The 24,425-nt window shown below is 66.5% G+C and carries 23 protein-coding genes; 10 read left to right on the top strand and 13 right to left on the bottom strand.

The annotated features are described in order from the left end of the window. Window positions 1-82: 82 nt before the first annotated feature. Entirely contained in the window at window positions 83-1,633 is a 1,551-nt protein-coding gene (gene ffh / locus QX124_RS18320; RefSeq protein ID WP_315797891.1) for a signal recognition particle protein, read from the bottom strand. Between the two features lie 405 nt (window positions 1,634-2,038). Between ffh and QX124_RS18315 the strand changes: the two genes are divergently transcribed. Then, window positions 2,039-3,031 carry an MBL fold metallo-hydrolase gene (locus tag QX124_RS18315; RefSeq protein WP_315797890.1) on the top strand — a complete coding sequence of 331 codons (993 nt, stop codon included), beginning with the start codon at window positions 2,039-2,041 and terminating at the stop codon, window positions 3,029-3,031. 214 nt (window positions 3,032-3,245) lie between these two features. On the opposite strand, the gene QX124_RS18310 is transcribed toward QX124_RS18315, so the two are convergent. Next, window positions 3,246-3,956 (bottom strand): SIMPL domain-containing protein, encoded by a 711-nt coding sequence (locus QX124_RS18310; RefSeq protein ID WP_315797889.1) that lies wholly within the window; start codon window positions 3,954-3,956, stop codon window positions 3,246-3,248. A 5-nt stretch (window positions 3,957-3,961) separates the two neighbouring features. Continuing rightward, on the bottom strand, window positions 3,962-4,720 hold the full coding sequence (locus QX124_RS18305; protein WP_315797888.1) for a GyrI-like domain-containing protein: 759 nt from the start codon (window positions 4,718-4,720) through the stop codon (window positions 3,962-3,964). Between the two features lie 170 nt (window positions 4,721-4,890). Between QX124_RS18305 and dapF the strand changes: the two genes are divergently transcribed. Then, window positions 4,891-5,757, top strand: a complete 867-nt coding sequence (dapF, locus tag QX124_RS18300) for a diaminopimelate epimerase (RefSeq protein ID WP_315757130.1) — start codon at window positions 4,891-4,893, stop codon at window positions 5,755-5,757. Then, complete coding sequence (gene mtaB / locus QX124_RS18295) at window positions 5,754-7,046, top strand: tRNA (N(6)-L-threonylcarbamoyladenosine(37)-C(2))-methylthiotransferase MtaB (protein WP_315797887.1); 1,293 nt, start codon at window positions 5,754-5,756, stop codon at window positions 7,044-7,046. The genes dapF and mtaB overlap by 4 nt, the downstream gene beginning before the upstream one ends. Before the next feature lie 64 nt (window positions 7,047-7,110). On the opposite strand, the gene QX124_RS18290 is transcribed toward mtaB, so the two are convergent. Then, window positions 7,111-8,007: an RNA pseudouridine synthase gene (locus QX124_RS18290; RefSeq protein WP_315797886.1), complete on the bottom strand. Its 897-nt coding sequence runs from the start codon at window positions 8,005-8,007 to the stop codon at window positions 7,111-7,113. A 59-nt stretch (window positions 8,008-8,066) separates the two neighbouring features. Here QX124_RS18290 and ftsY point away from each other — a divergent pair, with 59 nt between their 5' ends. Both ftsY and QX124_RS18280 read left to right on the top strand, forming a co-directional pair. After that, a complete protein-coding gene (ftsY, locus tag QX124_RS18285; RefSeq protein WP_315757133.1) occupies window positions 8,067-9,014 on the top strand; it encodes a signal recognition particle-docking protein FtsY in 948 nt (315 codons plus the stop codon). Window positions 9,015-9,133: 119 nt separating this feature from the next. Beyond that, window positions 9,134-9,736, top strand: a complete 603-nt coding sequence (locus QX124_RS18280; protein ID WP_315740693.1) for a septation protein A — start codon at window positions 9,134-9,136, stop codon at window positions 9,734-9,736. A gap of 105 nt (window positions 9,737-9,841) precedes the next feature. On the opposite strand, the gene QX124_RS18275 is transcribed toward QX124_RS18280, so the two are convergent. From QX124_RS18275 to ccmA, 5 genes are all read right to left on the bottom strand, one after another. After that, window positions 9,842-10,438, bottom strand: coding sequence for a DsbE family thiol:disulfide interchange protein (locus QX124_RS18275; RefSeq protein WP_315797885.1), 597 nt, complete (start codon window positions 10,436-10,438; stop codon window positions 9,842-9,844). Then, the gene (ccmD, locus tag QX124_RS18270; protein WP_315740695.1) at window positions 10,435-10,614 is read right to left on the bottom strand and encodes a heme exporter protein CcmD; all 180 of its coding nucleotides are present in this window, start codon (window positions 10,612-10,614) and stop codon (window positions 10,435-10,437) included. Before ccmD ends, QX124_RS18275 begins: the two co-directional genes overlap by 4 nt. Window position 10,615: 1 nt before the next feature. Continuing rightward, window positions 10,616-11,392, bottom strand: a complete 777-nt coding sequence (locus QX124_RS18265) for a heme ABC transporter permease (RefSeq protein ID WP_315740696.1) — start codon at window positions 11,390-11,392, stop codon at window positions 10,616-10,618. A 93-nt stretch (window positions 11,393-11,485) separates the two neighbouring features. Beyond that, window positions 11,486-12,154 (bottom strand): heme exporter protein CcmB, encoded by a 669-nt coding sequence (ccmB, locus tag QX124_RS18260; RefSeq protein ID WP_315740697.1) that lies wholly within the window; start codon window positions 12,152-12,154, stop codon window positions 11,486-11,488. 322 nt (window positions 12,155-12,476) lie between these two features. Continuing rightward, a complete protein-coding gene (ccmA, locus tag QX124_RS18255) occupies window positions 12,477-13,106 on the bottom strand; it encodes a heme ABC exporter ATP-binding protein CcmA (RefSeq protein ID WP_315797884.1) in 630 nt (209 codons plus the stop codon). A gap of 223 nt (window positions 13,107-13,329) precedes the next feature. Here ccmA and acnA point away from each other — a divergent pair, with 223 nt between their 5' ends. The 3 genes from acnA (at window position 13,330) to QX124_RS18240 (ending at window position 17,808) form a co-directional block, all read left to right on the top strand. Beyond that, entirely contained in the window at window positions 13,330-16,047 is a 2,718-nt protein-coding gene (gene acnA, locus QX124_RS18250) for an aconitate hydratase AcnA (protein WP_315740699.1), read from the top strand. Between the two features lie 188 nt (window positions 16,048-16,235). Then, the gene (locus tag QX124_RS18245; protein ID WP_315777347.1) at window positions 16,236-17,018 is read left to right on the top strand and encodes a DUF1223 domain-containing protein; all 783 of its coding nucleotides are present in this window, start codon (window positions 16,236-16,238) and stop codon (window positions 17,016-17,018) included. 424 nt (window positions 17,019-17,442) lie between these two features. Then, entirely contained in the window at window positions 17,443-17,808 is a 366-nt protein-coding gene (locus QX124_RS18240) for a DUF2794 domain-containing protein (RefSeq protein ID WP_315757137.1), read from the top strand. A gap of 43 nt (window positions 17,809-17,851) precedes the next feature. On the opposite strand, the gene QX124_RS18235 is transcribed toward QX124_RS18240, so the two are convergent. The 4 genes from QX124_RS18235 to QX124_RS18220 form a co-directional block, all read right to left on the bottom strand. Further along, window positions 17,852-18,379 carry a GNAT family N-acetyltransferase gene (locus tag QX124_RS18235; RefSeq protein WP_315797883.1) on the bottom strand — a complete coding sequence of 176 codons (528 nt, stop codon included), beginning with the start codon at window positions 18,377-18,379 and terminating at the stop codon, window positions 17,852-17,854. Window positions 18,380-18,531: 152 nt separating this feature from the next. After that, on the bottom strand, window positions 18,532-19,323 hold the full coding sequence (locus QX124_RS18230) for a Bax inhibitor-1/YccA family protein (protein WP_315740702.1): 792 nt from the start codon (window positions 19,321-19,323) through the stop codon (window positions 18,532-18,534). A 264-nt stretch (window positions 19,324-19,587) separates the two neighbouring features. After that, window positions 19,588-22,158: an ABC transporter permease gene (locus QX124_RS18225; protein ID WP_315797882.1), complete on the bottom strand. Its 2,571-nt coding sequence runs from the start codon at window positions 22,156-22,158 to the stop codon at window positions 19,588-19,590. Further along, window positions 22,155-22,892, bottom strand: a complete 738-nt coding sequence (locus QX124_RS18220) for an ABC transporter ATP-binding protein (protein WP_315757140.1) — start codon at window positions 22,890-22,892, stop codon at window positions 22,155-22,157. Before QX124_RS18220 ends, QX124_RS18225 begins: the two co-directional genes overlap by 4 nt. Before the next feature lie 55 nt (window positions 22,893-22,947). On the opposite strand from QX124_RS18220, the gene QX124_RS18215 reads away from it, so the two are divergent. Both QX124_RS18215 and thpR read left to right on the top strand, forming a co-directional pair. Continuing rightward, the gene (locus QX124_RS18215; RefSeq protein ID WP_315797955.1) at window positions 22,948-23,580 is read left to right on the top strand and encodes an arylesterase; all 633 of its coding nucleotides are present in this window, start codon (window positions 22,948-22,950) and stop codon (window positions 23,578-23,580) included. A gap of 205 nt (window positions 23,581-23,785) precedes the next feature. Continuing rightward, the gene (thpR, locus tag QX124_RS18210) at window positions 23,786-24,325 is read left to right on the top strand and encodes an RNA 2',3'-cyclic phosphodiesterase (RefSeq protein WP_315740705.1); all 540 of its coding nucleotides are present in this window, start codon (window positions 23,786-23,788) and stop codon (window positions 24,323-24,325) included. Window positions 24,326-24,425 lie beyond the last annotated feature (100 nt).

Here is a 24,425-nt window from a genome sequence, read left to right as displayed (position 1 = left end):
GAGCGAAGCGAAGCAATCCAGAGCGGCGTGCGCGACTCTGGATTGCTTCGCCGTTTCGCGCCTCGCAATGACGGGAGTGAGATCATTTCTTCTTCCCCGGAGGGAGGCCAAGACCAGGAAGCGTCGGCTTGCCGCTGAGACCGGTGAGGCCGGGGAGATTCGGCAGTCCGCCGCGCAGGCCGGCGGGCAGATCCTTCGGCAGGTTCGGCAGCCCGCCGCCGGGCATGCCACCCGGCATCTTTTCCGCAAGCGCCTTGAGCTGATCCGGTGACGGCATGCCGCCACCGCCGCCAAAACCCATCGCCTGGGCGATGCCAGCCAGCGGGCCGCGCTTGCCGGAACCCATGGCCTTCATCACGTCGGCCATGTTCCGGTGCATCTTGAGCAGCTTGTTGACGTGCTCGACGCTCTGGCCGGAGCCGGCGGCGATGCGCTTCTTGCGGCTCGCCTTGAGCAGGTCGGGATGCTTGCGCTCCTCGCGCGTCATCGAATCGATGATCGCGACCTGGCGCTTGAGGATCTTGTCGTCGATGCCAGCGGCGGCGATCTGGTTCTTCATCTTCGAGATGCCGGGCATCATGCCCATCAGCCCGCCGATGCCGCCCATCTGCGCCATCTGCTGCAGCTGCTCGCGCATGTCGTTGAGGTCGAACTGGCCCTTGCGCATCCGCTCGGCGGCGCGCGCGGCCTTCTCGGCGTCGATGTTCGCCGCGGCCTTCTCGACCAGCGAGACGATGTCGCCCATGCCGAGGATGCGGCCGGCGATACGCGAGGGATAGAAATCCTCTAGCGCGTCGGTCTTTTCGCCGGTGCCGAGCAGCTTGATCGGCTTGCCGGTGACGGCGCGCATCGACAACGCCGCACCGCCACGGCCGTCGCCGTCGATACGGGTCAGCGCGATGCCGGTGAGGCCGACGCGCTGGTCGAAGGCGCGGGCGAGATTGACGGCGTCCTGGCCGGTCAGCGAATCCGCGACCAGCAGCACCTCGTGCGGGTTGGCGACCGCCTTGATCTCGGCGGCCTCCTTCATCATGTCCTCGTCTAGCGTGGTGCGGCCGGCGGTGTCGAGCAGCACCACGTCGTAGCCGCCGAGCTTGGCGGCCTCGATGGCGCGGCGCGCGATCTGCGGCGGCATCTGGCCGGCGACGATCGGCAGCGTCGGGATGTCGAGGTCGCGGCCGAGCACCGCGAGCTGCTCCATGGCGGCCGGACGGTAGACGTCGAGCGAGGCCATCAGCACCTTGCGCTTGTCGCGCTGGACCATGCGGCGCGCGAGCTTGGCGGTGGTGGTGGTCTTGCCGGAGCCCTGCAGGCCGACCATCATGATCGGCACCGGCGGCACGGCGTTGAGGTCGATGGTCTGGCCGTCGTCGCCGAGCGTCTTGACCAGCTCGTCATGGACGATCTTGACGACCATCTGGCCGGGGGTGACCGACTTGACGACGGTGGCTCCGATCGCCTGCTCGCGCACGCGCTCGGTGAAGCTGCGGACGACCTCCAGCGCGACGTCGGCCTCGAGCAGCGCCCGGCGGACCTCGCGCATCGCGGCGTCGACATCGGCCTCCGAGAGCGAACCACGCCCCGTCAGCCGATCGAGAATGCCGCCAAGCCTTTCCGACAGATTGTCGAACAATGCCGTTTTCCTTTGCCCTTGTCAGGCGCTCGCTATGTCTCTCACCGTCATGCCCCGCGCAGGCGGGGCATCCAGGACGCCGTGGCGCCTCGGTCGGAACCGCGCCGTCCCGGAGCACTGGATCACCCGCCTTCGCGGGTGATGACAGCGTGTGCTTCAGCAGATGGTGCCGAAACGGAAATCCCAAACAATTTTGCGCCCGAGGGCGCATAGCGCTGTCGGGCGGTGACCTCCGGCCTCCAGGGCCGGGCGGTGGCTCGAAAAGTGATGCTTTTCGAAATTCGGCGGAGTTTAAGCCTCAGCGCGCGGAAAAGTCAAGGAAACTTGCTCCGCGCCCTGCCGTTGCCGGACTGCGCTGGGCCGCTTACCTCTTGCCGCAGTTCAGCTTTCCTCGCGAGGACGACCTTGCTGCGCCGTTCCAGGACCTATTCCGGCCCCGTCACCGACCATTTCGACGGCAAGCGCTTCTACGATCCCGACGGCGTTCCGCCCAAATCCCTGTCCCAGGTGCTGCGCTGGCAGTTCGACCGCAACCGCAAGCGTTCCCGCTGGCCGTCCTGGGCGGCGAGCCCGCACGCCGACACGCCGCCGCACCGGATCGACGGCGAGACCGTGCGGCTGTCCTTCATCGGCCACGCCAGCTGGCTGGTCCAGACCGGCGGGCTCAACATCCTGGTCGATCCTGTCTGGTCGGAGCGGGTGTCGCCATTCGCGTTCGCCGGTCCCCGGCGGCACAATGATCCCGGCATCGCCTTTGAGGGGCTGCCGCATATCGACGTCGTGCTGGTGTCGCACGGGCACTACGATCATCTCGACCTCCGGACCTTGTCGAAGCTGACCGCGCGCTTTTCGCCGCGGGTCGTCACGCCGCTCGGCAACGACCTTACGATGATCGACGCTGACTCCAAGATCCGCGCCGAGGCCTATGACTGGCACGATCGCGTGACGCTGAACGAGGAGGTCGCCGTGACCCTGGTGCCGACGCGGCACTGGACGGCGCGCGGGCTCTTCGACCGCAACAAGGCGCTGTGGGCGAGCTTCGTGCTGGAGACGCCGCGCGGCAGGGTCTACATCGTTTGCGATTCCGGTTACGGCACGGGCAAGCATTTTCGCCGCGTCGCGGAGCAGCACGCGCCGATCAGGCTCGCCATCCTGCCGATCGGCGCCTACGAGCCGCGCTGGTTCATGCGCGACCAGCACATGAACCCGGAGGACGCCGTCCAGGCGCTGCAGGATTGCGGCGCGGAGGCCGCGCTGGCGCATCACCACGGCACGTTCCAACTGACGGACGAGGCGATCGATGCGCCGGTCCACGCCTTGCACGCCGCGCTCGACCAGGCCGGCATCCCGCGCGAGCGGTTCGGCGTGCTGAAGCCGGGGCAGGTGGTGGAGATCTGACTCGCTGTCGCAACCACAAAAGGTGTCGTCCCGGCGAACGCCGGGACCCATCACCACCGGATCAAGTTTTGCGAAGATCAGCAGCTCCATCTCGCACGACAACATCCGCTGCGGATTATGGGTCCCGGCGCGTTGGCCGGGACGACACCGAGTTTGTCGTCGCGCTGTGGGTTCACGACCCCGCGTGAATGGGCCGCGCCGAAGGGAGTGCGCCTCACTGCCCCGGCTTGATCGCCCAGGTCACGTTGACCGTGATCGACAATGTCTCCTCGCCCTGCGCCACCGGGGTCGGCGTCGCGGCCATCGGTGCGGCGAAGGTCTTGGCGCGGAACACCGGAGCGGGCGTGCCGTCCTCGGAGATGCTGAGCGGCTGGCCCAGCGTCACGCCGGCGGCCTTGGCGTAGATCTCGGCCTTGCGGCGGGCGTCTGCGACGGCCTTCTCGCGCGCCTGGTCGAGCAGCTTGGACGGCTCGGCGACGCTGAAATAGATGTTGCCGACATCGTTGGCGCCGGCCGCGACCAGCGTGTCGATCACGCTGGCGACCTTGGCGACGTCGCGTACCTTGATGGTGACGCGATTGCTGGCGCGATAGCCGGTCACGGCCGGCTGGGCCGGCCGGTTCTGCGCATATTGCGGCTGCAGCGACAGCCGCGAGGTCTGATAGTCCTTGTCGGCGATCCCCGCCTGCTTGAGCGCCTGCAGCACCTTGGCCATAGCGGCGTTATTGGCCTCGGCCGCCTCGCGCGCGGTCTTGGCGTCGGACGCCACGCCGGCGTCGATCTGCGCCAGATCCGGCGGCGCCGACACGCTGGCTTCGCCGCTGACGGTGATCGCCGGCGTGTCCTGCCGGGCGATGTCATCCGCGAGGGCGGGCATTGCGAAGCTGGTCGCGAGCGCGACCGCGAGGATGGGTCTGATGATCATGGTGCTCACTTCAGCGGCACGTAGACGTTGATGACGAGCTTGTCTTCGGCCGTCTTCAAGGGGTCGGTCAGGTACTCCTCGATGAAGGTGTCCTTGGCCTCCAGCCGGCGCTCGTCGAGGTGGTTGGTGATCGCCTCGTAGGTGTTGTCCATGTTGTCGTAGGAGCCGCGATGGACGAACTTCAGCGCCTTGCCCTCGGGCGACTGGCCGATGCTCATGCCCTTGCCGAGCGTCTTCGGCTCCTGCTCGATCGGCATCTCGGCCAGGAAGGTGAAGCCGGTGTCGTCGGTCGAGGTGTAGACGATCATGCCGTTGCCGGCGGGCTTGATGCCCTGCTTGTCCAGCGTGGCCGACAGCGTTTTGAAGGAGTCGATCAGCGTTTCGAACGCATTGTCCCAATTGGCGGTGCCCTTGACGAGGACAACCTTCTTCGCCTCGAGCTTGATCTCGTCGCCGAAGGCGTCGGCCGCCTGGGCTGGCGGCGACGTGGCCGGGGACTGGGCCGCGGTCGGAGATGACGACGGCGAGGGGCTCGCGCTGGCGGCCGGCATCGGGCTGGTCGCGGGCGCCGGACTGGCCGACGCGGCAGGCGCAGGAGAGGCCGGCACCGCCGGGGCCGGTAGCGCGCTCGGGGCCGGTGCGGGCGTGGCTGAGGCCGCCGGAGCCGGCGAGGCCGACGGCGCCTGGGCCCGGGCGAACGTACCGCCGAGCAGAAGCGCGACCGAGCTCACGGCCAGAACGAGGCGGAAAGTGCTGAGATTCATTCGACTATTCTCCAGTGGCCGTGCTGCTTTGCCCGGTTCGTGCCGGCGAATGAACCGGTCCTAACATGCTCGGCGGCGCGGCGTCCCATGACAGATGCGTCATGTCGCTCTGCAGGCTGGTCAATGCCGCGCCATTCGCCATATAAGGCGGACACAATTTGGATATTTTCATGAGCGCGCTGGCCAACCACAGCTTCGTCAAGATGAACGGGATCGGCAACGAGATCGTCGTGGTCGATCTGCGCGACGTGAAGCATGTCGTCACGCCGGACGAGGCGCGGGCGGTGGCATCCCGGGTGCCTTACGACCAGCTGATGGTGCTGCAGCCGCCGCGGCTCGACGGCACCGAAGCGTTCATCCGCATCTACAACAACGATGGATCGGAGTCCGGCGCCTGCGGCAACGGCATGCGCTGCGTGGTGCGCCAGGTGTTCGGCAAGACCGGCCAGACCAGCGCGACGTTCGAGACCCGCGCCGGATTGTTGAACTGCTGGCAGGGGCCGGCGCCCGACCTCTACACCGTCGACATGGGCGTGCCGAAGTTCGGCTGGCAGGAGATTCCGCTCGCCGAGGAGTTCCGCGACACCCGCTACATCGAGCTGCAGATCGGGCCGATCAATGCCCCGATCCTGCATTCGCCCTCGGTCGTCAACATGGGCAACCCGCACGCGGTGTTCTGGGTCGACGACGTCAATGCCTATGATCTGGAGCGCTTCGGGCCGCTGCTGGAGAACCATCCGATTTTCCCGGAGCGTGCGAACATCACGCTCGCCCACATCGTCGATCGCGACCACATCACGATGCGCACCTGGGAGCGCGGCGCGGGGCTGACCAAGGCCTGCGGCTCGGCGGCCTGCGCGACCGCGGTCGCGGCTGCCAGGCTGAAGCGCGCCAACCGGATCGTGCAGATGACGCTGCCCGGCGGCGAGCTCACGATCGAGTGGCGCGAGCGCGACGATCACGTGCTGATGACGGGCACCGCCGCATTCGAGTTCGAGGGGCGGTTCGAGCCGTCGATGTTCGCCAGCGTCGCATGAGCGTCGACGTCGTCACCTTCGGCTGCCGCCTGAACGCGTTCGAATCCGAGCTGATCGCGAAACATGCCGAGGCGGCCGGCGCCGATGACACCATCGTTATCAATAGCTGCGCCGTCACCAACGAGGCCGTGGCGCAGGCGCGCCAATCCATCCGCAAGCTGAAGCGCGAGCGCCCGGCGGCGCGCATCGTCGTGACCGGCTGCGCCGCGCAGACGCAGGCCACCATGTTCGCTTCCATGCCCGAGGTCGACCGCGTCATCGGCAATGACGACAAGCTGCAGCCCGACGCGTGGCGTGCGACGACACAGGCGCTGGCCGTGCCACGCTTCGGCATCGATGCGTCGGAGAAGGTTGCCGTCTCCGACATCATGGCGGTGACGGAGATGGCGCCGCATCTGGTCGATGGCTTCCAGCGGGGCCTGCCGCGTGTCTTCGTCCAGGTTCAGAACGGCTGCGACCATCGCTGCACGTTCTGCATCATCCCGTTCGGCCGCGGCAATTCGCGCTCGGTGCCGATGGGCGCCGTGGTCGATCAGGTGAGCGCGCTGAGCGAGGGCGGCCATGCCGAGATCGTGCTGACCGGAGTCGACCTCACGAGCTATGGCGCGGATCTGCCGGGCGCACCCAAGCTCGGCCGGCTGGTGAAGCAGATCCTGCGCCACGTGCCCGAGCTGAAGCGCCTGCGCATCTCCTCGATCGATTCGATCGAGGCGGATGCCGACCTGCTCGATGCCCTCGTTGATGATGCGAGGCTGATGCCGCATCTGCATCTGTCGCTGCAGGCGGGTGACGATCTGATCCTGAAGCGTATGAAGCGGCGGCATGCGCGCGCCGATGCCATCGCATTCTGTGCTCAGGTGCGCCGGCTGCGGCCGGACATCGCGCTTGGCGCCGATCTGATCGCGGGCTTCCCGACCGAGACCGAGGAGATGTTTGCGCGCTCGCTCGATCTTGTCGAGGAATGCGGGCTGACCTTCCTGCACGTCTTTCCCTATTCGCCGCGGCCGGGCACGCCGGCCGCGCGCATGCCGCAGGTGGACGGCACCGTCATCCGCGAGCGGGCGCGGCGGCTGCGGATTGCGGGCGAAGCGGCGCTGCGGCGGCGGTTGGAGCAGGAGATCGGCTGCCTGCGCGAGGTGCTGATCGAGAGCGAGACGCAGGGCCGGACGGAGCATTATCTGCCGGTGGCCGTAGCGGGTCACACGATGGGCACCGTGCAGCGCCTCACGATGTCAGGTCGTGATGGGGGCAGGCTGTTAGTCCCGCCCCCGCCGTCATCGCCCGGTTGAACCGGGCGATGACGGCGGTAGGTGTGGTGCGAGCCCAGGTCTCGCTTGCGCCTGATGCGGCGGCTCACTCCCCGTTCCACCCGCACATCCTGAGTCGCTCATGCATGTGCACCGGCGCCGGCGCCACCACGTGTACCGGCGGCTTGTTTTTCGACAGCGGGATCGAAATCTCGCGCGCGTGCAGATGCAGCCGCGGCTCGCCGAAGCGCGGGCCGTTGCCGTAGATGTTGTCGCCGACGATCGGCCAGCCCGACGCAGCCGAATGCACGCGCAATTGATGGGTGCGGCCGGTCACTGGTTCCATGGCGAGCCAGGTGAGCCGCGGACCGCGAGTGGAGTGCACTGACTCTACACCTGGCAGCTGCGCTCCCTCCCCCCTTGTGGGGGAGGGCTGGGGAGGGGGGTGGCTCCAAGCGACACTGCCCGTGGGGACCCCCACCCCCGACCCCTCCCCGCCGGTAGGCGGAGGCGGGTCGTTGCCACGAGTGGGAGGGGAGTTCAGGGATTGCCTGGCAGGCGAATACGACCGCCCCAGCACCCGCCATTTCGTCACCGCCGGCTGCCCTTGCGGATCCGGCTTCTGCCACCAGCCGCGCTCGGCGTTGAGCTTGCCGAGCGGCAGCTCGATCACGCCCTCGTCAGCGTCAGGCCCGCCCTCGACCACCGCCCAATAGGTCTTCGAAATCTTGCCGTGCTTGAACAAAAGCCCGAGCGAGGCCGTTGCCTTGCGATGACGGCCGAGCACCAGACAGCCCGAGGTTTCCTTGTCGAGCCGATGCGCCAGCACCGGCGGGCGCGGCAGGCCGAAGCGCAGTGCGTCGAACGAGGCTTCGAGGTTCGGTCCGCCCTTTGGTCCCTTGTGCACGGGAATGCCGGCCGGCTTGTCGATCACCAGCATCAGCCCGTCGCGATGAAGCACGCGGGCGAGCATCTCCTCGTCGCTGGGTTGGTTAATGTCCATGGAAACCGTAACGCGGGTGTGAGCTTTCGTTTGCGAATGGAAAGGGCTAACACCACGCCATGAACGATACCACCTCCGAAACACCCAAGCTGTCGTGGTGGCGGCGGCTGTCCGCGGGCCTGAAGCGCACCTCCGGCGCGCTCGGCACGGCCGTGGCCGATCTCGTCACCAAGCGCAAGCTCGACCGCGCGATGCTGGACGACATCGAGGACGTGCTGCTGCGCGCCGATCTCGGTACCCAGGTCGCTGCGCGGATTGCGGAGGCCGTCGGGACGGGCCGCTACGACAAGGCGATCAGCGCCGACGAGGTGAAGGCGGTGGTCGCGACCGAGGTCGAGAAGGTGCTGTCGCCGGTGGCGAAGCCGCTCGAGATCGCGCCGGGCCACAAGCCGTTCGTCATTCTCGTCGTCGGCGTCAACGGCTCCGGCAAGACGACCACCATCGGCAAGCTGGCCGCGAAATTTGCGTCCGAGGGCAGGCAGGTGATGCTGGCGGCGGGCGACACGTTCCGCGCCGCCGCCATCGAGCAGCTCAAGGTCTGGGGCGAGCGCACCAAGGCGCCGGTCATCGCCGGCGCGCAGGGCTCGGACTCGGCCAGCCTTGCGTTCACCGCCATCACCGCGGCCAAGGAGCAGGGCCGCGACATTCTGCTGATCGACACCGCCGGTCGTTTGCAGAACAAGGCCGAGCTGATGAACGAGCTCGAAAAGGTGGTGCGTGTCATTCGCAAGGTCGACGCGTCGGCGCCGCATGCGGTGCTGCTCGTGCTCGACGCGACGGTGGGACAAAATGCGCTGTCGCAGGTCGAGGCGTTTCATCGTACGGCAGGCGTCACCGGTCTCGTGATGACCAAGCTGGATGGCACGGCGCGCGGCGGCATCCTGGTGGCGCTGTCGGAGAAGTTCAAGCTGCCGGTGCACTTCATCGGCGTCGGCGAGGGGGTCGACGATCTCTCCCCGTTCGCCGCCAAGGATTTCGCGCGGGCGATTGCGGGAATCGAGGATTGACGTCACGGTGCGGCGCGCCTGCGAGCCTTTCCGCCCGTTGCGCGCCTCCTCCGCCACGAGACATCAGAGGCTACTGGATCATCCGCAGCCGCGGATGATGACAGCCAACGGGACATGGAATGGACAAGACCCAGCCGCATCCGCTGTTCAAGCTCGCGACCGAACTCGGTCCGCTGATCGTGTTCTTCGTGGTCAACGCCAAGTTCAATCTGTTCGCTGCGACCGGCGCGTTCATGGTGGCGATCATCGCGGCGCTGATCGCGTCCTATGTGGTGACGCGGCACGTGCCCCTGATGGCGCTGGTGACCGCCGTCGTCGTCATCGTGTTCGGCACGCTGACCCTGGTGCTGCACGACGAGACCTTCATCAAGGTCAAGCCGACCATCATCTACTGCCTGTTCGCGGCTGTGCTCGGCGGCGGTCTGCTGTTCAACCGCTCCTTCATCGCGATCATGTTCGATCAGATGTTCAACCTGACGGCCGTGGGCTGGCGCATCCTCACCTTCCGCTGGGCGCTGTTCTTCGCGGCGATGGCGGTGCTGAACGAGATCATCTGGCGCACGCAGAGCACCGATTTCTGGGTCGGCTTCAAGGCTTTCGGGGTCGTGCCGCTGACCATGATCTTCGCCATCGCCCAGATGCCGCTGATCAAGCGCTATCATCAGGACCCCGCGTCGCTCGAAGCCAGCGATGCGGCCGAGGGGGATGTGAGCAAGGGGTAGCTCCGCCGTGCCCTCTTTGCGAGGAGCGTAGCGACGAAGCAATCCAGGGCTGCGCGAGGACTCTGGATTGCTTCCCCGACCCGTTGGCTAGCAACGACGCCTGAACTACGATCCCGCCTTCAACGCCTTCTCGATCTCCGGCTTCAACACCGCATCGATGTTCTGCGCCGTGATCGGGCCGACCAGCTTGTAGACGATGGTGCCCTCGCGTCCGACCACGAAGGTCTCGGGCACGCCGTAGACGCCCCATTCGATGCCGGCGCGGCCATTGCCGTCGACGCCGACGACGTCATAGGGATTGCCGTAGCGGCCGAGGAAGCGGCGGGCGTTGTCGGCGCCATCCTTGTAATTGATGCCGATGATCTGAAAGCGCTTGTCGCGGCCGAGCTCGACCAGCAGCGGCGCCTCGTCGTGGCAGGGCACGCACCACGATGCCCAGACGTTGACGATGCTGACCTTGCCCTTGAGCGCCGCCGGATCGAGTCCGGGCACTGGGGTGCCGTCTCTGGCCAGTTCCGGCAGCGGCGGCAGCAGTGTGGCCGGCGCTGGACGGCCGATCAGCGCCGACGGAATGCTTGACGGATCGCCGTTGCCGAGGCGCGACCAGAACAGCGCCGCCAGCCCGAGGAACACCACGAGCGGCAGCAGCATGAGGAATGAGCGGCGGCGCGGCGCCGGCTCTGTCGCAGCCTGTTCAGTCATTGGATGTCCGTTGCCGCGCGGCCGGAACGGCGGCTGATGCCGCTATCCTCGAGCGCGCGCAAGCGCGCCTTCTGGGTGCGGTAGTCGATGGCGATCCAGCCGATCAGCACCACCACGACCAGCGCCGCCGCAAGATAGGAGGTGGCGATGAAGGAGGTATAGGGGCCGAGGTCCATATCAAGCCGCTCCCGCGATCTGGCCGGCCGGATCGTCGGCTGGTGCGGTCGTCGTGTAGGCGCGCGCCTGCATCATCTGCAGACTGCGCACACGACGACGTAGGATCTCGTTGCGCATCGCCGCGACATGCAGCGTCACGAACAGGAACGTGAACCCGATTGCCATCACCAGCAGCGGGATCAGGAATGATTTGTCGAGCGCCGGACCGCCCATCCGCATCACCGACGCGGGTTGATGCAGCGTGTTCCACCAGTCGACTGAGAACTTGATGATCGGCAGGTTGATGGCGCCAACCAGCGTCAGCACGGCGGCGGCACGGGCGGCGCGGGTGGGATCCTCGACCGCGCGCCACAGCGCCATCAGGCCGAGATACATCAGGAACAGGATCAGCACCGAGGTCAGCCGGGCATCCCACTCCCAATAGGTGCCCCACATCGGCCGGCCCCACAGCGAGCCGGTGAGCAGCGCGAGGAACGTGAAGCTGGCGCCGATCGGGGCGGCGGCCTTGGCGGCGACGTCGGCGAGCGGATGCCGCCATACCAGGGTGCCGAGCGAGGCGATGCTCATGACGCCCCAGACGAACATCGACAGCCACGCATTGGGCACGTGGATGAACATGATCTTGACGGTCGCGCCCTGCTGATAGTCGTCGGGCGCCAGCGCCGAGAGGTACAGGCCGGCAGCCAGCAGCGCGGTCGTGACCAGCGCCAGCCACGGCAGCAACCGTGCGGCGAGGCCGAGGAACCGGGTGGGATTGGCAAGGTCGATCAGCGACATGAGACCCTTGTTAAAGGCGGAAGCGGTTGCAGGCAATCAGCACGGCGCCACTAGGTAAGAGTTGATCATGGTCAAACCTCGGCGGGCGGTGGGTCAATCCAGCCCGTTCCGCAAGCTTGTCGCAGCGGCGAACGGGCCGATCACGAAACTCACCAGCGACAATGCGCACAGGATCGAGAATGGCGCCCCGAACGGAAGCGGACCGACGATGGCCGCCTGCGACGCCGCGACGCCGAAGATCAGCACCGGGATCGATAGTGGCAGCACCAAGACCGCCAGCAGCAGCCCGCCGCGGTGCATGGTCACCGCCAGCGCCGCACCGATCATGCCGATGAAGGTCAGGGCAGGCGTGCCCGCCAATAGCGTCAGCGCGACGGCGCCGGTGGCGGTGGCGTCGAGATTGAGAAGCAGTCCGAGCACGGGCGTCGCGATCACCAGCGGCAGGCCGGCGGCGAGCCAGTGCGCCAGCGCCTTGGCGGCGCAGGCCAGCTCCAGCGGTGTCCGGCTCATCACGACCAGGTCGAGCGAGCCGTCCTCGTGGTCGGCGGTGAACAGCCGGTCCAGGGTGAGCAGGCTGGAGAGCAGGGCACCGAGCCAGAGGATGGCGGGGCCGAGCCGAGTCAGGAGCGCCAGATCCGGCCCGACCGCGAATGGCATCAGCACCACGACGGTGAGGAAGAACAGCACGCCGATCAGCGCGCCGCCGCCGATGCGCAGCGCGATCCGGATGTCGCGGCGGATGAGGGCACCGAGCGCGGTCATGCGGGGAGGGCCTTGGCTGATTGCTTGATGGCAGATGGTGAGCCACGCTCCCTCCACCCGCAAACTGCGCTCCCTCCCTCCTTGTGGGGGAGGGCTGGGGAGGGGGGTGGCTCCGGGTGACGCTGCCGTTGTGGACGCCCACCCCCGACCCCTCCCCGCAAGGGGGAGGGGTCGGCGCGCCGATGGGACGTTGGTTGGTGCGACCGAATCTCGTCAAACAAGTTAGAGCGCGTCGTGGGGCACCCCCCTCCCTGACCCTCCCCCACAAGGGGGGAGGGAACGGAGAGAGCGGTGGGTGGGACTGCGAAGAGGCGAGAGGGAATCATCGAGCCTCCCCGATCCGCAGCTCGCGCGTGGCGATGCCGAGCGGTCCATGTGTCGCGGCCACGATCAGCCCGCCGCCAGCGAGATGCTCGCGCATCAGGCCGGCGAACATCGCCTGTCCGGCGATGTCGAGCGCGGCGGTCGGCTCGTCCAGCAGCCACAGCAGGCGCGGCACGGCCAGCAGGCGCGCCAGCGACAGGCGGCGGCGCTGGCCGGCGGACAGATAGGCGGCGGGCAGGTCGATGGCGTGCGCGATGCCCACCGCCGCCAAACAGTCGGGGATCGGCCGCGTGACGCCGCCGCCGAGGAATTCGGCCCAGAAGGTCAGGTTTTCGCGCACGCTGAGCGCCGGCTTCAGCGCGTCGCGGTGGCCGAGATAGTGCGCCTGCTCGGGCACCGTCAACTCGCCTTCGCCGCCCTCGATGGCGATGGAGCCGCCCGCCGGCAGCAGTAGGCCGGCGATCAGCCGCAGCAGTGATGTCTTGCCCGCACCATTGTGTCCGGTCACCGCCAGCGCCTCGCCCGCGAGCGCTTCGAACGCAAGTCCTGCGAACACCTCGCGGCCGCCGCGCACGCATCTGACGTCGCGGCCGAACAGTTTCGGAGACAGTGTTGGAGAAAGCTGCATGGCCCGTCGTGACAGCCCTTACGAAATTGATGGCTAGCGCGTGAGAATTTGTGGGTGATGCCACGTCGCGGCTTGCTTGTGGCTGTGGCGGCGCAGTTAGAAAGCTTCTATAAGCCCGACCTTGATGCAGCACACAATCGCCCGCTGCAAGCCATCCGGCGCCTCGCGCTGACGGTTCTTAAATACCCCCTCCGGGTATACAGATCAATTGGGATTTCCACGCATGACCTCGCTCGACAGCTTCAAGTGTCGCAAGACCCTCAAGGTCGGAACGAAGAGCTACATTTACTACAGCTTGCCCACAGCCGAGAAGAACGGTCTCAAGGACATCTCCAAGCTGCCCTATTCGATGAAGGTGCTGCTCGAGAATCTGCTGCGCAACGAGGACGGCCGCACCGTCACCAAGGACGACATTGTCGCGGTGTCGAAATGGCTGCGCAAGAAGTCGCTGGAGCACGAGATCGCCTTCCGTCCGGCGCGCGTGCTGATGCAGGATTTCACCGGCGTGCCTGCGGTGGTCGATCTCGCAGCGATGCGCAACGCGATGCAGAAGCTCGGCGGCGATGCCGAGAAGATCAACCCGCTGGTGCCGGTCGATCTCGTCATCGACCACTCGGTGATCGTGAACTACTTCGGTGACAACAAGGCGTTCGGCAAGAACGTCGCCGAGGAGTACAAGCAGAACCAGGAGCGCTACGAATTCCTGAAGTGGGGCCAGAAGGCGTTCTCGAACTTCTCCGTCGTGCCGCCCGGCACCGGCATCTGCCACCAGGTCAACCTCGAATACCTCGCGCAGACCGTCTGGACCAAGAAGGAGAAGATGACCGTCGGCCGCACCAAGGGCACCTTCGAGGTCGCCTATCCGGATTCGCTGGTCGGCACCGATTCGCACACCACGATGGTCAATGGTCTGGCCGTGCTCGGCTGGGGCGTCGGCGGCATCGAGGCTGAGGCCTGCATGCTCGGCCAGCCGCTGTCGATGCTGCTGCCCGACGTCGTCGGCTTCAAGCTGACCGGCGCGTTGAAGGAAGGCGTGACCGCGACCGACCTGGTGCTGACCGTCACCCAGATGCTGCGCAAGCTCGGCGTGGTCGGCAAGTTCGTCGAGTTCTTCGGGCCCGGCCTCGACCATCTCTCGGTCGCCGACAAGTCGACCATCGCCAACATGGCCCCCGAATATGGCGCGACCTGCGGCTTCTTCCCGGTCGACGCCGCCACCATCGACTATCTCAAGACCTCGGGCCGCAAGGGCCCGCGCGTCGCGCTGGTCGAGGCCTATGCCAAGGCGCAGGGCCTGTTCCGCACCGCCAAGTCGGCGGACCCGGTGTTCACGCAGACGCTGACCCTCGATCTCGCCGACGTCGTGCCGTCGATGGCTGGTCCGAAGCGTCCCGAGGGCCGCATCGCCCTGCCGGCGGTGGCCGAGGGCTTCGCCACCGCGCTGGCCGGCGAGTACAAGAAGAGCGATGCCGCGCAGCGCTTCCCCGTTGAGGGCAAGGACTTCGACATCGGCCATGGCGATGTCGTCATCGCCGCCATCACCTCCTGCACCAACACCTCGAACCCGAGCGTGCTGATCGGCGCCGGCCTCTTGGCCCGCAACGCCGCCGCCAAGGGCCTCAAGGCCAAGCCGTGGGTGAAGACCTCGCTCGCCCCGGGCAGCCAGGTGGTCGCCGAGTATCTGGCTAACTCCGGCCTGCAGAAGGACCTCGACAAGGTCGGCTTCAACCTGGTCGGTTTTGGCTGCACTACCTGCATCGGCAATTCAGGTCCGCTGCCGGAGGAGATCTCGAAGTCGATCAACGACAACGGCGTCGTCGCGGCGGCCGTGCTGTCCGGCAACCGCAACTTCGAAGGCCGCGTCTCGCCGGACGTGCAGGCCAACTACCTGGCCTCGCCGCCGCTGGTCGTGGCCTACGCGCTGGCCGGCACCGTGACCAAGGATCTTTCGGTCGAGCCGATCGGCATCGGCAAGGACAAGAAGCCGGTCTACCTGAAAGACATCTGGCCGACGACCAAGGAGGTCAACGACTTCGTCAAGAAATTCGTCAAGGCGTCGATTTTCAAGAAGCGCTACGCCGACGTGTTCAAGGGCGACACCAACTGGCGCAAGATCAAGACGGTCGAGAGCGAGACCTATCGCTGGAACATGTCGTCGACCTACGTGCAGAACCCGCCGTATTTCGACGGCATGAAGAAGGAGCCCGAGCCGATCAAGGACATCGTCGAGGCCCGCGTGCTGGCGCTGTTCGGCGACAAGATCACGACCGACCACATCTCGCCGGCCGGTTCGATCAAGCTGACCTCGCCCGCCGGTAAATTCCTCAGCGAGCACCAGGTCCGCCCGGCCGACTTCAACCAGTACGGCACGCGCCGCGGCAACCACGAGATCATGATGCGCGGCACCTTCGCCAACATCCGCATCAAGAACTTCATGCTCAAAGGTGCCGACGGCAACATTCCGGAAGGCGGCCTGACCAAGCACTGGCCCGACGGCGAGCAGATGTCGATCTACGACGCCGCGATGAAGTACCAGGAAGAGGGCGTGCCGCTGGTGGTGTTCGCCGGCGCCGAATACGGCAACGGCTCGTCGCGCGATTGGGCTGCGAAAGGTACCCGGCTGCTCGGCGTCCGCGCCGTGATCTGCCAGAGCTTCGAGCGCATCCATCGTTCGAACCTGGTCGGCATGGGTGTGCTCCCGCTCACCTTCCAGGAAGGCACGTCCTGGTCCTCGCTCGGCCTGAAGGGCGACGAGAAGGTCACCATCAAGGGCCTGCAGGGCGACCTGAAGCCGCGTCAAACCCTGACCGCCGAGATCGTGTCGGCCGACGGGGCGGCGCAGCAGGTGCCGCTGCTCTGCCGGATCGATACGCTGGACGAGCTGGACTACTATCGCAACGGCGGCATCCTGCACTACGTGCTGCGCAAGCTTGCTGCTTAACCAAAGCGCGACGCGACAGTTTGGCTCACTCTGAAGTGAGTAGCGGGTGATGAAGGAGGCGGCCTATGACAAAGGCCGCCTCCTTTTCGTTTGCAATCTATTAACTACGAGGGCGGCTTCGCAGATCATTGACGCGGCAGGGCGCAGCGGACCATGTTCCAGACAGGACAGTGACGATGAGTGGACAGATGTCGTGGTGGTCGCGCGCGGCGCTGAGTGTCTGTGCGGTCATCGCTTTCGTCCGGCCGGCTGCGTCCGATCCGCGTGCGGTGATCGAACTCTTCACGTCCCAGGGCTGTTCATCCTGCCCGCCGGCCGACAAGATCCTCGGCGAGCTCGCCAGAGATCCCTCGGTCATCGCGCTGTCCCTGCCGATCGACTACTGGGACTACCTGGGCTGGAAGGACACGCTGGCCGACTCCCGCTTCACGGCCCGGCAGCGGGCCTATTCCAGGGCGCGTGGCGATCGCGAAGTCTATACGCCGCAGGCGGTGGTCAACGGCTCCGTGCATGTGATCGGCAGCGACCGCGAGGCGATCGAAGGCGCCATCGAGGAGACCGTCCAGGGTGGCAGCGTGATGTCGGTGCCGGTGAGGCTGTCGGTCGACGGCCAGGACCTCACTGTCTCCGTGGCCGCGGCCAACGACCAGATGCCGCGCAAGCACGGCGAGGTCTGGGTCTGCTCGATCTCGCGGGTGGTCCCGATCTCGGTCGGCCGCGGCGAGAACAGCGGCCGTGATCTGACCTATTACAACGTCGTTCGCGGTCTTCAGAAGCTGGGTGACTGGAATGGTTCGCCGGTCAGATGGAGCGTGCCGCTGGAGAAGATCGCCCGCGAGGGCGTCGATGGCACCGTCGTCTATGTGCAGGACGGCAGTCGCGACCGCCCCGGCGCGATGCTCGGGGCCGCCTTTTCCGAGTTGCCATTGGTCGGACGGGCTTCAGCAACGGCGCGTGCTCCCGAGCGCTGATCTTCGGTCGTCCTGATCTTCGTTTCCCTTGACCTGCGGTAAGGCGCGTCACGTCCATAGGACGGAGGCGCGCCATAACATGTTCCGTGCAGCTCACGCCAAAAAAGCAAAAGGACCAACTTGCGTTGGCCCTTTGCCTTACTTGTGAATGGACCCGATCCTGACGACCCCGGGGGGCTGGGGGCTGAGGAATCCGGAACCGAAAGGACCGGGCCAACGCACATGAATCTTATGCCTAAGGTCGGGGGCGGTCGGTGGGCGGAAAGACGGCGCGATTATGATTCTGCTAACGATCCCGTGACGCTTGCGTGTTCGCGGAGTTCGCGCGGTTGGCATGCACGGCCGAACTTCAACAATGAAAACGGCCCCTTGCGGCTTCCGGCGGTTGGCGCGATCATGTCACACAGATGACAGGAGGACGCTCATGAACCTCACTCCGGAGGATGCCGACCCCAGCGAGAACCGCGCGGCGGCGCGCAACGCGGCCGCAGCGCCCAACCGGGTGACGTTCGATCGTCTCGAGCTGAATCGTATCCTCAACCTCTACGGCCGCATGGTCGCCGACGGTGAGTGGCGCGACTATTCGATCGACTTCCTGCGTGACCGGGCCGTCTTCTCCGTGTTTCGCCGGGCGTCCGAGGTGCCGATCTACCGCATCGAGAAGGACCCGCGGCTGGCGCGCAAGCAGGGCATGTACAGCGTGATCTCGGCCACCGGCCTGATCCTGCGCCGCGGTCATGAGCTCGAGCGCGTGCTGCTGGTGATCGCGCCGAAGCCGGCGCTGGTCTGATCCCACGCGCTCCGGCTGATCATGACATTCCGACTGGCGTTGCTTACGCCGGGACGTCGCTGCTCCCGGCCCCGAGCGGGCGCTGCATCATCACAGTATCGAGCCAGCGGCCGAATTTCAGGCCGACGCTCGGGTGGGTGCCGATCATCTGGAAGCCGCAGGCGGTATGCAGCCGGACCGAGCCGGCATTGGCGGAGTCGCCGATGACGGCGATCATCTGGCGAAAGCCTCCCTCCTCACAGGCGTCGATCAGCCGCCGCATCAGTCGCATTCCGATGCCACGACGCTGGCTGGCGGGGGCGAGATAGATCGAGTTCTCCACCGTGAAGCGATAGGCCGGGCGAGGCCGGTAAGGCCCCGCATAGGCATAGCCAACCACCTCTCCGTCCAGCAGGGCGGCGAAATAGGGAAAGCCGTCGTCGGTGAGCGCCCGGAAGCGGCGCGTCATTTCCGTCAGATCCGGAGGGTCGAGCTCGAAGGTGGCCGTGCCCTCGCGGACGGCCTGGCCGTAGATGACGGTGATGGTGGGAAGGTCGGCCTCCCGGGTGGGCCGGATCTCAATGTCGGACATGGTGGAAACATACCAAAGCGGACGCGGCGATCAATCCGGCCTCGCGGCATGGCTGCCGTCGCGCCCGCGCCGCGGTCGCAATTGGCTTGCGCAAACGAAAAGCCCCGGCGGTGAGGCCGGGGCTTCGAAGGTCGCTCGTGTGAGCCGCTGGCTCAGTCGCGCTGTCCGAGCAGCTGCAGCAGCAGCGTGAACAGGTTGATGAAGTTCAGGTACAGCGACAGGGCGCCGGTGATCGCTGCGCGCTCGGCAATGTCGCCGCCCGCGGAAGCGTAGCCGTAGATGTACTCGTTCTTCAGACGCTGCGTGTCCCAGGCGGTCAGGCCGGCGAACACGAACACGCCGATCACCGAGACGATGAACTGCAGCATCGAGCTCGCCAGGAACAGGTTCACGAGGCTCGCCAGCACGATGCCGACCAGGCCCATGAACAGGAACGAGCCCATGCCGGTCATGTCGCGCTTGGTCGTATAGCCGTACAGGCTGAGCGCGCCGAACGTCGCCGCGGTGATGAAGAACACCCGCACGATCGAGGTGTGAGTGTACACCAGGAAGATCGACGACAGCGAGATGCCCATCAAGGCCGAGAACACCCAGAACAGGATCTGCGCGGTCGACGGCGCCAGGCGGTTGATGCCGGCCGAGATCGCGAACACCATGACCAGTGGGGCCAGGATGAACAGCCACTTCAGCGGGCTCACGAACATCGCGTAGCCGAACTGCGTCAGGTACGCGTTGCCGAACTTGAATACGCCGGCAGCCGGATCGCCGGTCACCGACGCCATGTAGACGCCCAGCGCCGCGAGGCCGGTGATGGCCAGGCCGATGCTCATGTAATTGTAGATGCGCAGCATGTAGGCGCGCAGACCGGCGTCGACGGTCGCGGCATCGGCGCGCCCGGCCACCCGGCCAAAGGGTGAAGCATAATTGCGGTCTAGGTCCGACATGGTCGATTCCCGTTGGTTGCCCGGCAGTCCGGTCCTGGCAGGACCTTTAGCCGGTTCTCGAAAAACCCTATCTCATACCCACTGCCACAGATATTAAATTTGCGTCATCGGCAAAATCGCCATCTTTTGGCAGGTCTCTGAGCCCATTCCCTAGATGGGAAACTAGCATATCCGCCGCAAGCGTCCACGCGCGGCTGAATGTCGCTCCGCGCGCGTCCCAGCCGTATAAATCGCGTTAACCGTGCGGCATGAGCGCGCAAGCCGCTAGAGATTCCGAAGGACCGTCGCCGGCTTCTGGTTGAGCGCAAGCAGGGTGCCGGCCAGACCGAGGCCGACCGTCACGATCAGCGCGGTCAGGACGACCAGCGCGGCGCTGCCCGCCTGCCAGGCGAAGCTCAAGGTCATCAGCCGGGTCACGATCAGCCACGCGGCGACCGACCCCGCGACGACGCCGAAGGCGGCGGTGGCGAAGCCGATCATCAGATATTCCAGTGCGTAGGCGCCGAGCAACCGCAGCCTGGTGGCGCCCAGCGTCTTCAGGATCACGGCATCGTAGACCCGGTGGCGGTGGCCGGCGGCCAGCGCGCCGCCCAGCACCAGGATGGCCGAGATCAGCGTCACCGCGCTGGCGCCGCGGATGGCGAGCGCAAGGTTGGAGACGACCGAGCCGACCGTCTCCATCACCTCGCGGACCCGCACGCTGGTCACCATCGGGAAGGCGTCGGCCACCTTGCGGATGACGCGCGCATCCTCGACGGCATCGGAGCGCGCCTCGGTCAGGGTGGCGACATGGGTGTGGGGCGCGCCCTTGAAGGCATTCGGGGAGAACACCAGCACGAAATTGATGCCGAGCCCCTGCCAGTCGATGGTGCGCATGTTGCCGATCCGCGCCGTGATGTCGCGTCCGAGCACGTTGACCACGATGTCGTCGCCGAGCTTGAGGCCGAGACCGTCGGCGATCCGCTTCTCGATCGAAACCAGCGGCGGGCCGCCGTAGTTCTCGCCCCACCACGCGCCCTCGACGACCTTGGATCCCTTGGGAATCTCGGCGGTATAGGTCAGGCCGCGGTCGCTCTGCAGCACCCATTCGGTGTCCGTCGTCGCCTTGAGGTCCTCGGCGCGCACGCCGCGGGCGGAGACGATGCGCCCGCGCAGCATCGGCACGTCTTCGACTGCCGATTGAGGGGCGAGGTCCCTGAGGAAGCCGCGGAAGCGGTCGGCCTCGCCCGAGGGGACGTCGATGAAGAAAAACGACGGCGCCTGCTCCGGCAGCTGTGCCAGGAACTGGCGTCGCAGATTGCCGTCGATCTGGGTGATGGTGACCAGCACGGCGAGCCCCAGCCCGAGCGACAGCACTACGGACGGTGTCAGCGCGCCTGGGCGATAGATATTGCTGACCGCCAGCCGCAGCATCGGGAAGCGGCTGCGCGGCAGGGCGCGCGCAATCGCCATCACCGCGGCGGCAATGCCGCGCAACAGCACGAACACCAGCGCGGCGGCGACGACGAACACGGCGGCGATGCGCTTGTCGTAGGACAGGCCGATCACCACCGCGATCAGCAGCGCGACCGTGCCCGCGATCAGCATCAGATAGCTCCAGCGCGGCCGGTGCCATTCGGCGATGACCGCCTCGCGGAACAACGCCGCCACCGGCACGTCACGCACGCGCCCGAGCGGCCACAGACCGAACGCGAGCGCGGTGAGCAGGCCATAGACGAAGGACAGCGCCAGCTCGTCCGGATGAATAGCCGGGATCACGGGCAGCGGCAGGATGTTGCCGAACAGCCCGACGATGGCAAACGGCAGGGCCGCGCCGGTGCAGAGTCCGATGATCGAACCAATCGTGGCGAGCACCATCACCTGCACGAGGTAGATGCCGAACACGTCGCGGCTGGTGGCGCCGAGCGCCTTGAACGCCGCGATCACCTCGGTGCGGCGGTCGACATGGCTCTTGACCGCATTGGCGACGCCGACGCCGCCGACCAGCAGGGCGGCGAGACCGACCAGGGTCAGGAACTGGGTGAAGCGGCCGATGGTCCGCTCCAGTTGCGGCGAGGCGTTGCTGCGGCTGCGGATCTCCCATCCGGCCGACGGCAGCGTCAGGCGGGTATCGGCGATGAAGGACGCCGCGGCGTGATCGTCCTTGGCATTGTCGGGCAGCCGGACCCGGTAGGTCCAGCGCACGAGACTGCCCGGCTGCAGCAGCGGCGTCGCCCGCAGACCCGCCTCGCTGATCAGGAAGCGCGGCCCGAGGCCGATGCCGCCGGACAATTTGTCGGGCTCGGCCTGCAGCGCGCTGCGAATCTGGAAGCGGACCGTGTCGATCGTGACGATGTCGCCGACCTTCAGGTCGAGCCGGGCCAGCAGCGCCGGATCGGCTGCGGCTCCGTAGACGCCGTCGCGCTCGGCCAGGATGTCGGCCATCGGCAGATCGGGCTGGAGCTCGGCCTTGCCGAGCAGCGGATAGGCGTTGTCGACGGCCTTCAGCTCGACCAGGGCCAGCTTGGCGTCGCTGGAGCGCACCATCGCGCGCAGGGTTGCCGCCAGCGACAGCTGTCCACGCGAGCGCAGGAAGTCGATCTCCTCCGGCTTGGCCTCGCGCTGAAACAGCGAAAAGGCAACGTCGCCGCCGAGCAACGTGCGGCCTTCGCGGACCAGCCCGTCATTGAGGCTCGCCGCCACCGAGCCGACGCCAGCGATGGCGAGGACGCCGAGCGCGATGCAGGCGATGAAGACATAGAAGCCGCGCAAGCCGCCGCGCAGCTCGCGCAACGCGTAACGAACGGGCAGGAGGGCGATCCGGCCGCTCGCGACCGGTTCTGACATGGCGCTCATGCGTCAGCCGGCTCGCGGGCGTCGCTCTCGCTTTCGATCCGCCCCGAGCGCAGCCGCACGACGCGGTCGCACCGGTGCGCGAGGCTGCTGTCGTGGGTCACCAGCACCAAGGTCATGCCGCGCTCGGCGTGCTTGGTGAACAACAGATCGACGATCTGCCGTCCGGTGGTCTCGTCGAGATTGCCGGTCGGCTCGTCGGCCACGAGAATTGCAGGATCGGGAGCGAGGGCGCGGGCCAGCGCCACGCGCTGCTGCTCGCCACCCGACAGCTGGGTCGGATAGTGATGCAGCCGGTGGCCCAGCCCGACCGAGTCGAGCTCGCGGGCCGCGCGCTCGGCGGCGCCGGCGTGGCCGGCCAGCTCGAGCGGCACCGCGACGTTCTCCAGCGCCGTCATGGTCGGGATCAAATGAAAGGACTGGAAGACAATGCCGACCTGGCGGCCGCGGAACCGGGCCAGGGCGTCCTCGTCCAAGACATTGAAAGCGGTCCCGTTGACCACCACCTCACCGCTGTCAGGACGTTCCAACCCCGCCATCACCATCAGCAATGTGGACTTGCCAGAGCCCGACGGTCCGATCAGACCGATCGTCTCGCCCTGTCCGACCCGCAGGCTGACGTCCTTGAGGATATGGACCCGCGCCGCGCCGGTGCCGAGCGAGAGGTTGACGTTCGAGATGGTAATGGTGTCCGGCGCGAGGCCGGCCAAACGCGAGGTTTCGATGAGACTGTCCATGGCTCGGTCATATGGCAACTCCGCAAGCCGGGTCGAGAGGCGCGGACACATCTTCGTGCACATACTCGCGTTGATGCTCGCCTTGATGACAGTCGGGTCCGCGTTCGCCGCTGCCGAGGCCGTCAAGCCGATCAAGCTGGTCGTTCTCGGCGATTCCTTGAGCGCGGGACTCGGCCTGTCCGCCTCAGATGCTTTTCCGGCCAAGCTGCAGAAGGCCTTGCAGGCCCAGGGGCTGCCGATCGACCTCACCAATGCCGGCGTATCCGGGGACACCTCGTCCGGCGGCCGCGACCGGCTCGACTGGTCGGTGCCGGAGGGGACCGAAGCGGTCGTCGTCGAGCTCGGCGCCAATGACGCGCTGCGCGGCATCGATCCCGCCGTGACGCGCAAGGCTTTGAGCGAGATCGTGACCCGGCTGAAAGCCAGGGGCATCGCCGTCATGCTCTGCGGCATGCTGGCGCCGCCGAACTACGGCAGCGACTATGCCGCGAAATTCAACGCGATCTATCCCGAGCTCGCCAAGGAATTCGGCGTGCCGCTGTATCCGTTCTTGCTCGACGGTGTCGCCGCCGACCCCAAGCTGAACCAGGCGGACGGCATTCACCCCACCGCAGCGGGCGTCGACATCATCGTGTCCAGGCTGTTGCCTACGGCGGAAGCATTCCTGCGTCCGCTTCGTGGGCAATGACGGAACGAAGCCCTGCGCCGATCATTTGCGATAGCCTTAAGGGCCGGGTTTTCCGCAGCTTTTACCGGCGTTAACTCACCTTCCGTCGCGGAGTCATATAAGTTCGGTAGGAATTATGCATTGGCGATTCGTCGTCGATCATTTCTCGAAGGCATGATCTCGTCAATTTTCGAGATCAGCCTCCAGCATCGGGAGTCCTGAAACGATGCCGCGTCTGTTTACTGGACTGGAAATCCCGGCCGAGGTTGGCCACACGCTTTCCGGTTTGCGGGGTGGCCTCCCCGGCGCCCGCTGGATCGATCCCGAAAATTACCATGTGACGTTGCGTTTCATCGGTGACATCGACGGCGCCTCCGCCAACGAGATCGCCTCGATGCTGTGGCGGGTGAACCGCAAGCCGTTCGAAGTGACGGTGCAAGGTCTCTCCAGCTTCGGCGGCCGCAAGCCGCGGGCGGTCGTCGCCAACATCGCGCCGAGCCGGCCGCTGATCGAGCTGCAGGCCGAGCTGGAGCGGCTTATGCAGCGGATCGGGCTCGATCCCGAGGGACGCAAATTCGTGCCGCACGTCACGCTGGCGCGACTGCACGATGCGTCGAGCCAGGACGTCGCCGACTATCTCTCCGTCCGCGGCTATTTCCCGAGCCGCGTGTTCATGGCCGAGCGCTTCGTGCTGTTTTCGTCGCGTGCCTCGACCGGCGGCGGGCCCTATGTGGTCGAGGACGCCTACGATCTCTCCCCGGGATGAGGTCCGCAGCGCGGTCGTTCAAGCCAGCCGTTCGCAGAGGCCAAGAGCGAAGACGAGCGTCGTTAGCCCCGGGCTAACGATCACGGCGGCGTTTGCGTGC

Source organism: Bradyrhizobium sp. SZCCHNRI3043 (assembly GCF_032377735.1).
GTDB lineage: Bacteria > Pseudomonadota > Alphaproteobacteria > Rhizobiales > Xanthobacteraceae > Bradyrhizobium.
This window is presented reverse-complemented; position numbering and strand designations above follow the sequence as displayed.

Excerpts from the sequence above, each read along its gene's own strand:
- QX124_RS18310 (WP_315797889.1), bottom strand. The coding sequence starts at position 3,956 with ATGATCATCAGACCCATCCTCGCGGTCGCGCTCGCGACCAGCTTCGCA.
- QX124_RS18305 (WP_315797888.1), bottom strand. The coding sequence starts at position 4,720 with ATGAATCTCAGCACTTTCCGCCTCGTTCTGGCCGTGAGCTCGGTCGCG.
- dapF (WP_315757130.1), top strand. The coding sequence starts at position 4,891 with ATGAGCGCGCTGGCCAACCACAGCTTCGTCAAGATGAACGGGATCGGC.
- mtaB (WP_315797887.1), top strand. The coding sequence starts at position 5,754 with ATGAGCGTCGACGTCGTCACCTTCGGCTGCCGCCTGAACGCGTTCGAA.
- QX124_RS18290 (WP_315797886.1), bottom strand. The coding sequence starts at position 8,007 with ATGGACATTAACCAACCCAGCGACGAGGAGATGCTCGCCCGCGTGCTT.
- ftsY (WP_315757133.1), top strand. The coding sequence starts at position 8,067 with ATGAACGATACCACCTCCGAAACACCCAAGCTGTCGTGGTGGCGGCGG.
- QX124_RS18280 (WP_315740693.1), top strand. The coding sequence starts at position 9,134 with ATGGACAAGACCCAGCCGCATCCGCTGTTCAAGCTCGCGACCGAACTC.
- QX124_RS18275 (WP_315797885.1), bottom strand. The coding sequence starts at position 10,438 with ATGACTGAACAGGCTGCGACAGAGCCGGCGCCGCGCCGCCGCTCATTC.
- ccmD (WP_315740695.1), bottom strand. The coding sequence starts at position 10,614 with ATGGACCTCGGCCCCTATACCTCCTTCATCGCCACCTCCTATCTTGCG.
- QX124_RS18265 (WP_315740696.1), bottom strand. The coding sequence starts at position 11,392 with ATGTCGCTGATCGACCTTGCCAATCCCACCCGGTTCCTCGGCCTCGCC.
- ccmB (WP_315740697.1), bottom strand. The coding sequence starts at position 12,154 with ATGACCGCGCTCGGTGCCCTCATCCGCCGCGACATCCGGATCGCGCTG.
- ccmA (WP_315797884.1), bottom strand. The coding sequence starts at position 13,106 with ATGCAGCTTTCTCCAACACTGTCTCCGAAACTGTTCGGCCGCGACGTC.
- acnA (WP_315740699.1), top strand. The coding sequence starts at position 13,330 with ATGACCTCGCTCGACAGCTTCAAGTGTCGCAAGACCCTCAAGGTCGGA.
- QX124_RS18245 (WP_315777347.1), top strand. The coding sequence starts at position 16,236 with ATGTCGTGGTGGTCGCGCGCGGCGCTGAGTGTCTGTGCGGTCATCGCT.
- QX124_RS18240 (WP_315757137.1), top strand. The coding sequence starts at position 17,443 with ATGAACCTCACTCCGGAGGATGCCGACCCCAGCGAGAACCGCGCGGCG.
- QX124_RS18235 (WP_315797883.1), bottom strand. The coding sequence starts at position 18,379 with ATGTCCGACATTGAGATCCGGCCCACCCGGGAGGCCGACCTTCCCACC.
- QX124_RS18230 (WP_315740702.1), bottom strand. The coding sequence starts at position 19,323 with ATGTCGGACCTAGACCGCAATTATGCTTCACCCTTTGGCCGGGTGGCC.
- QX124_RS18225 (WP_315797882.1), bottom strand. The coding sequence starts at position 22,158 with ATGAGCGCCATGTCAGAACCGGTCGCGAGCGGCCGGATCGCCCTCCTG.
- QX124_RS18220 (WP_315757140.1), bottom strand. The coding sequence starts at position 22,892 with ATGGACAGTCTCATCGAAACCTCGCGTTTGGCCGGCCTCGCGCCGGAC.
- thpR (WP_315740705.1), top strand. The coding sequence starts at position 23,786 with ATGCCGCGTCTGTTTACTGGACTGGAAATCCCGGCCGAGGTTGGCCAC.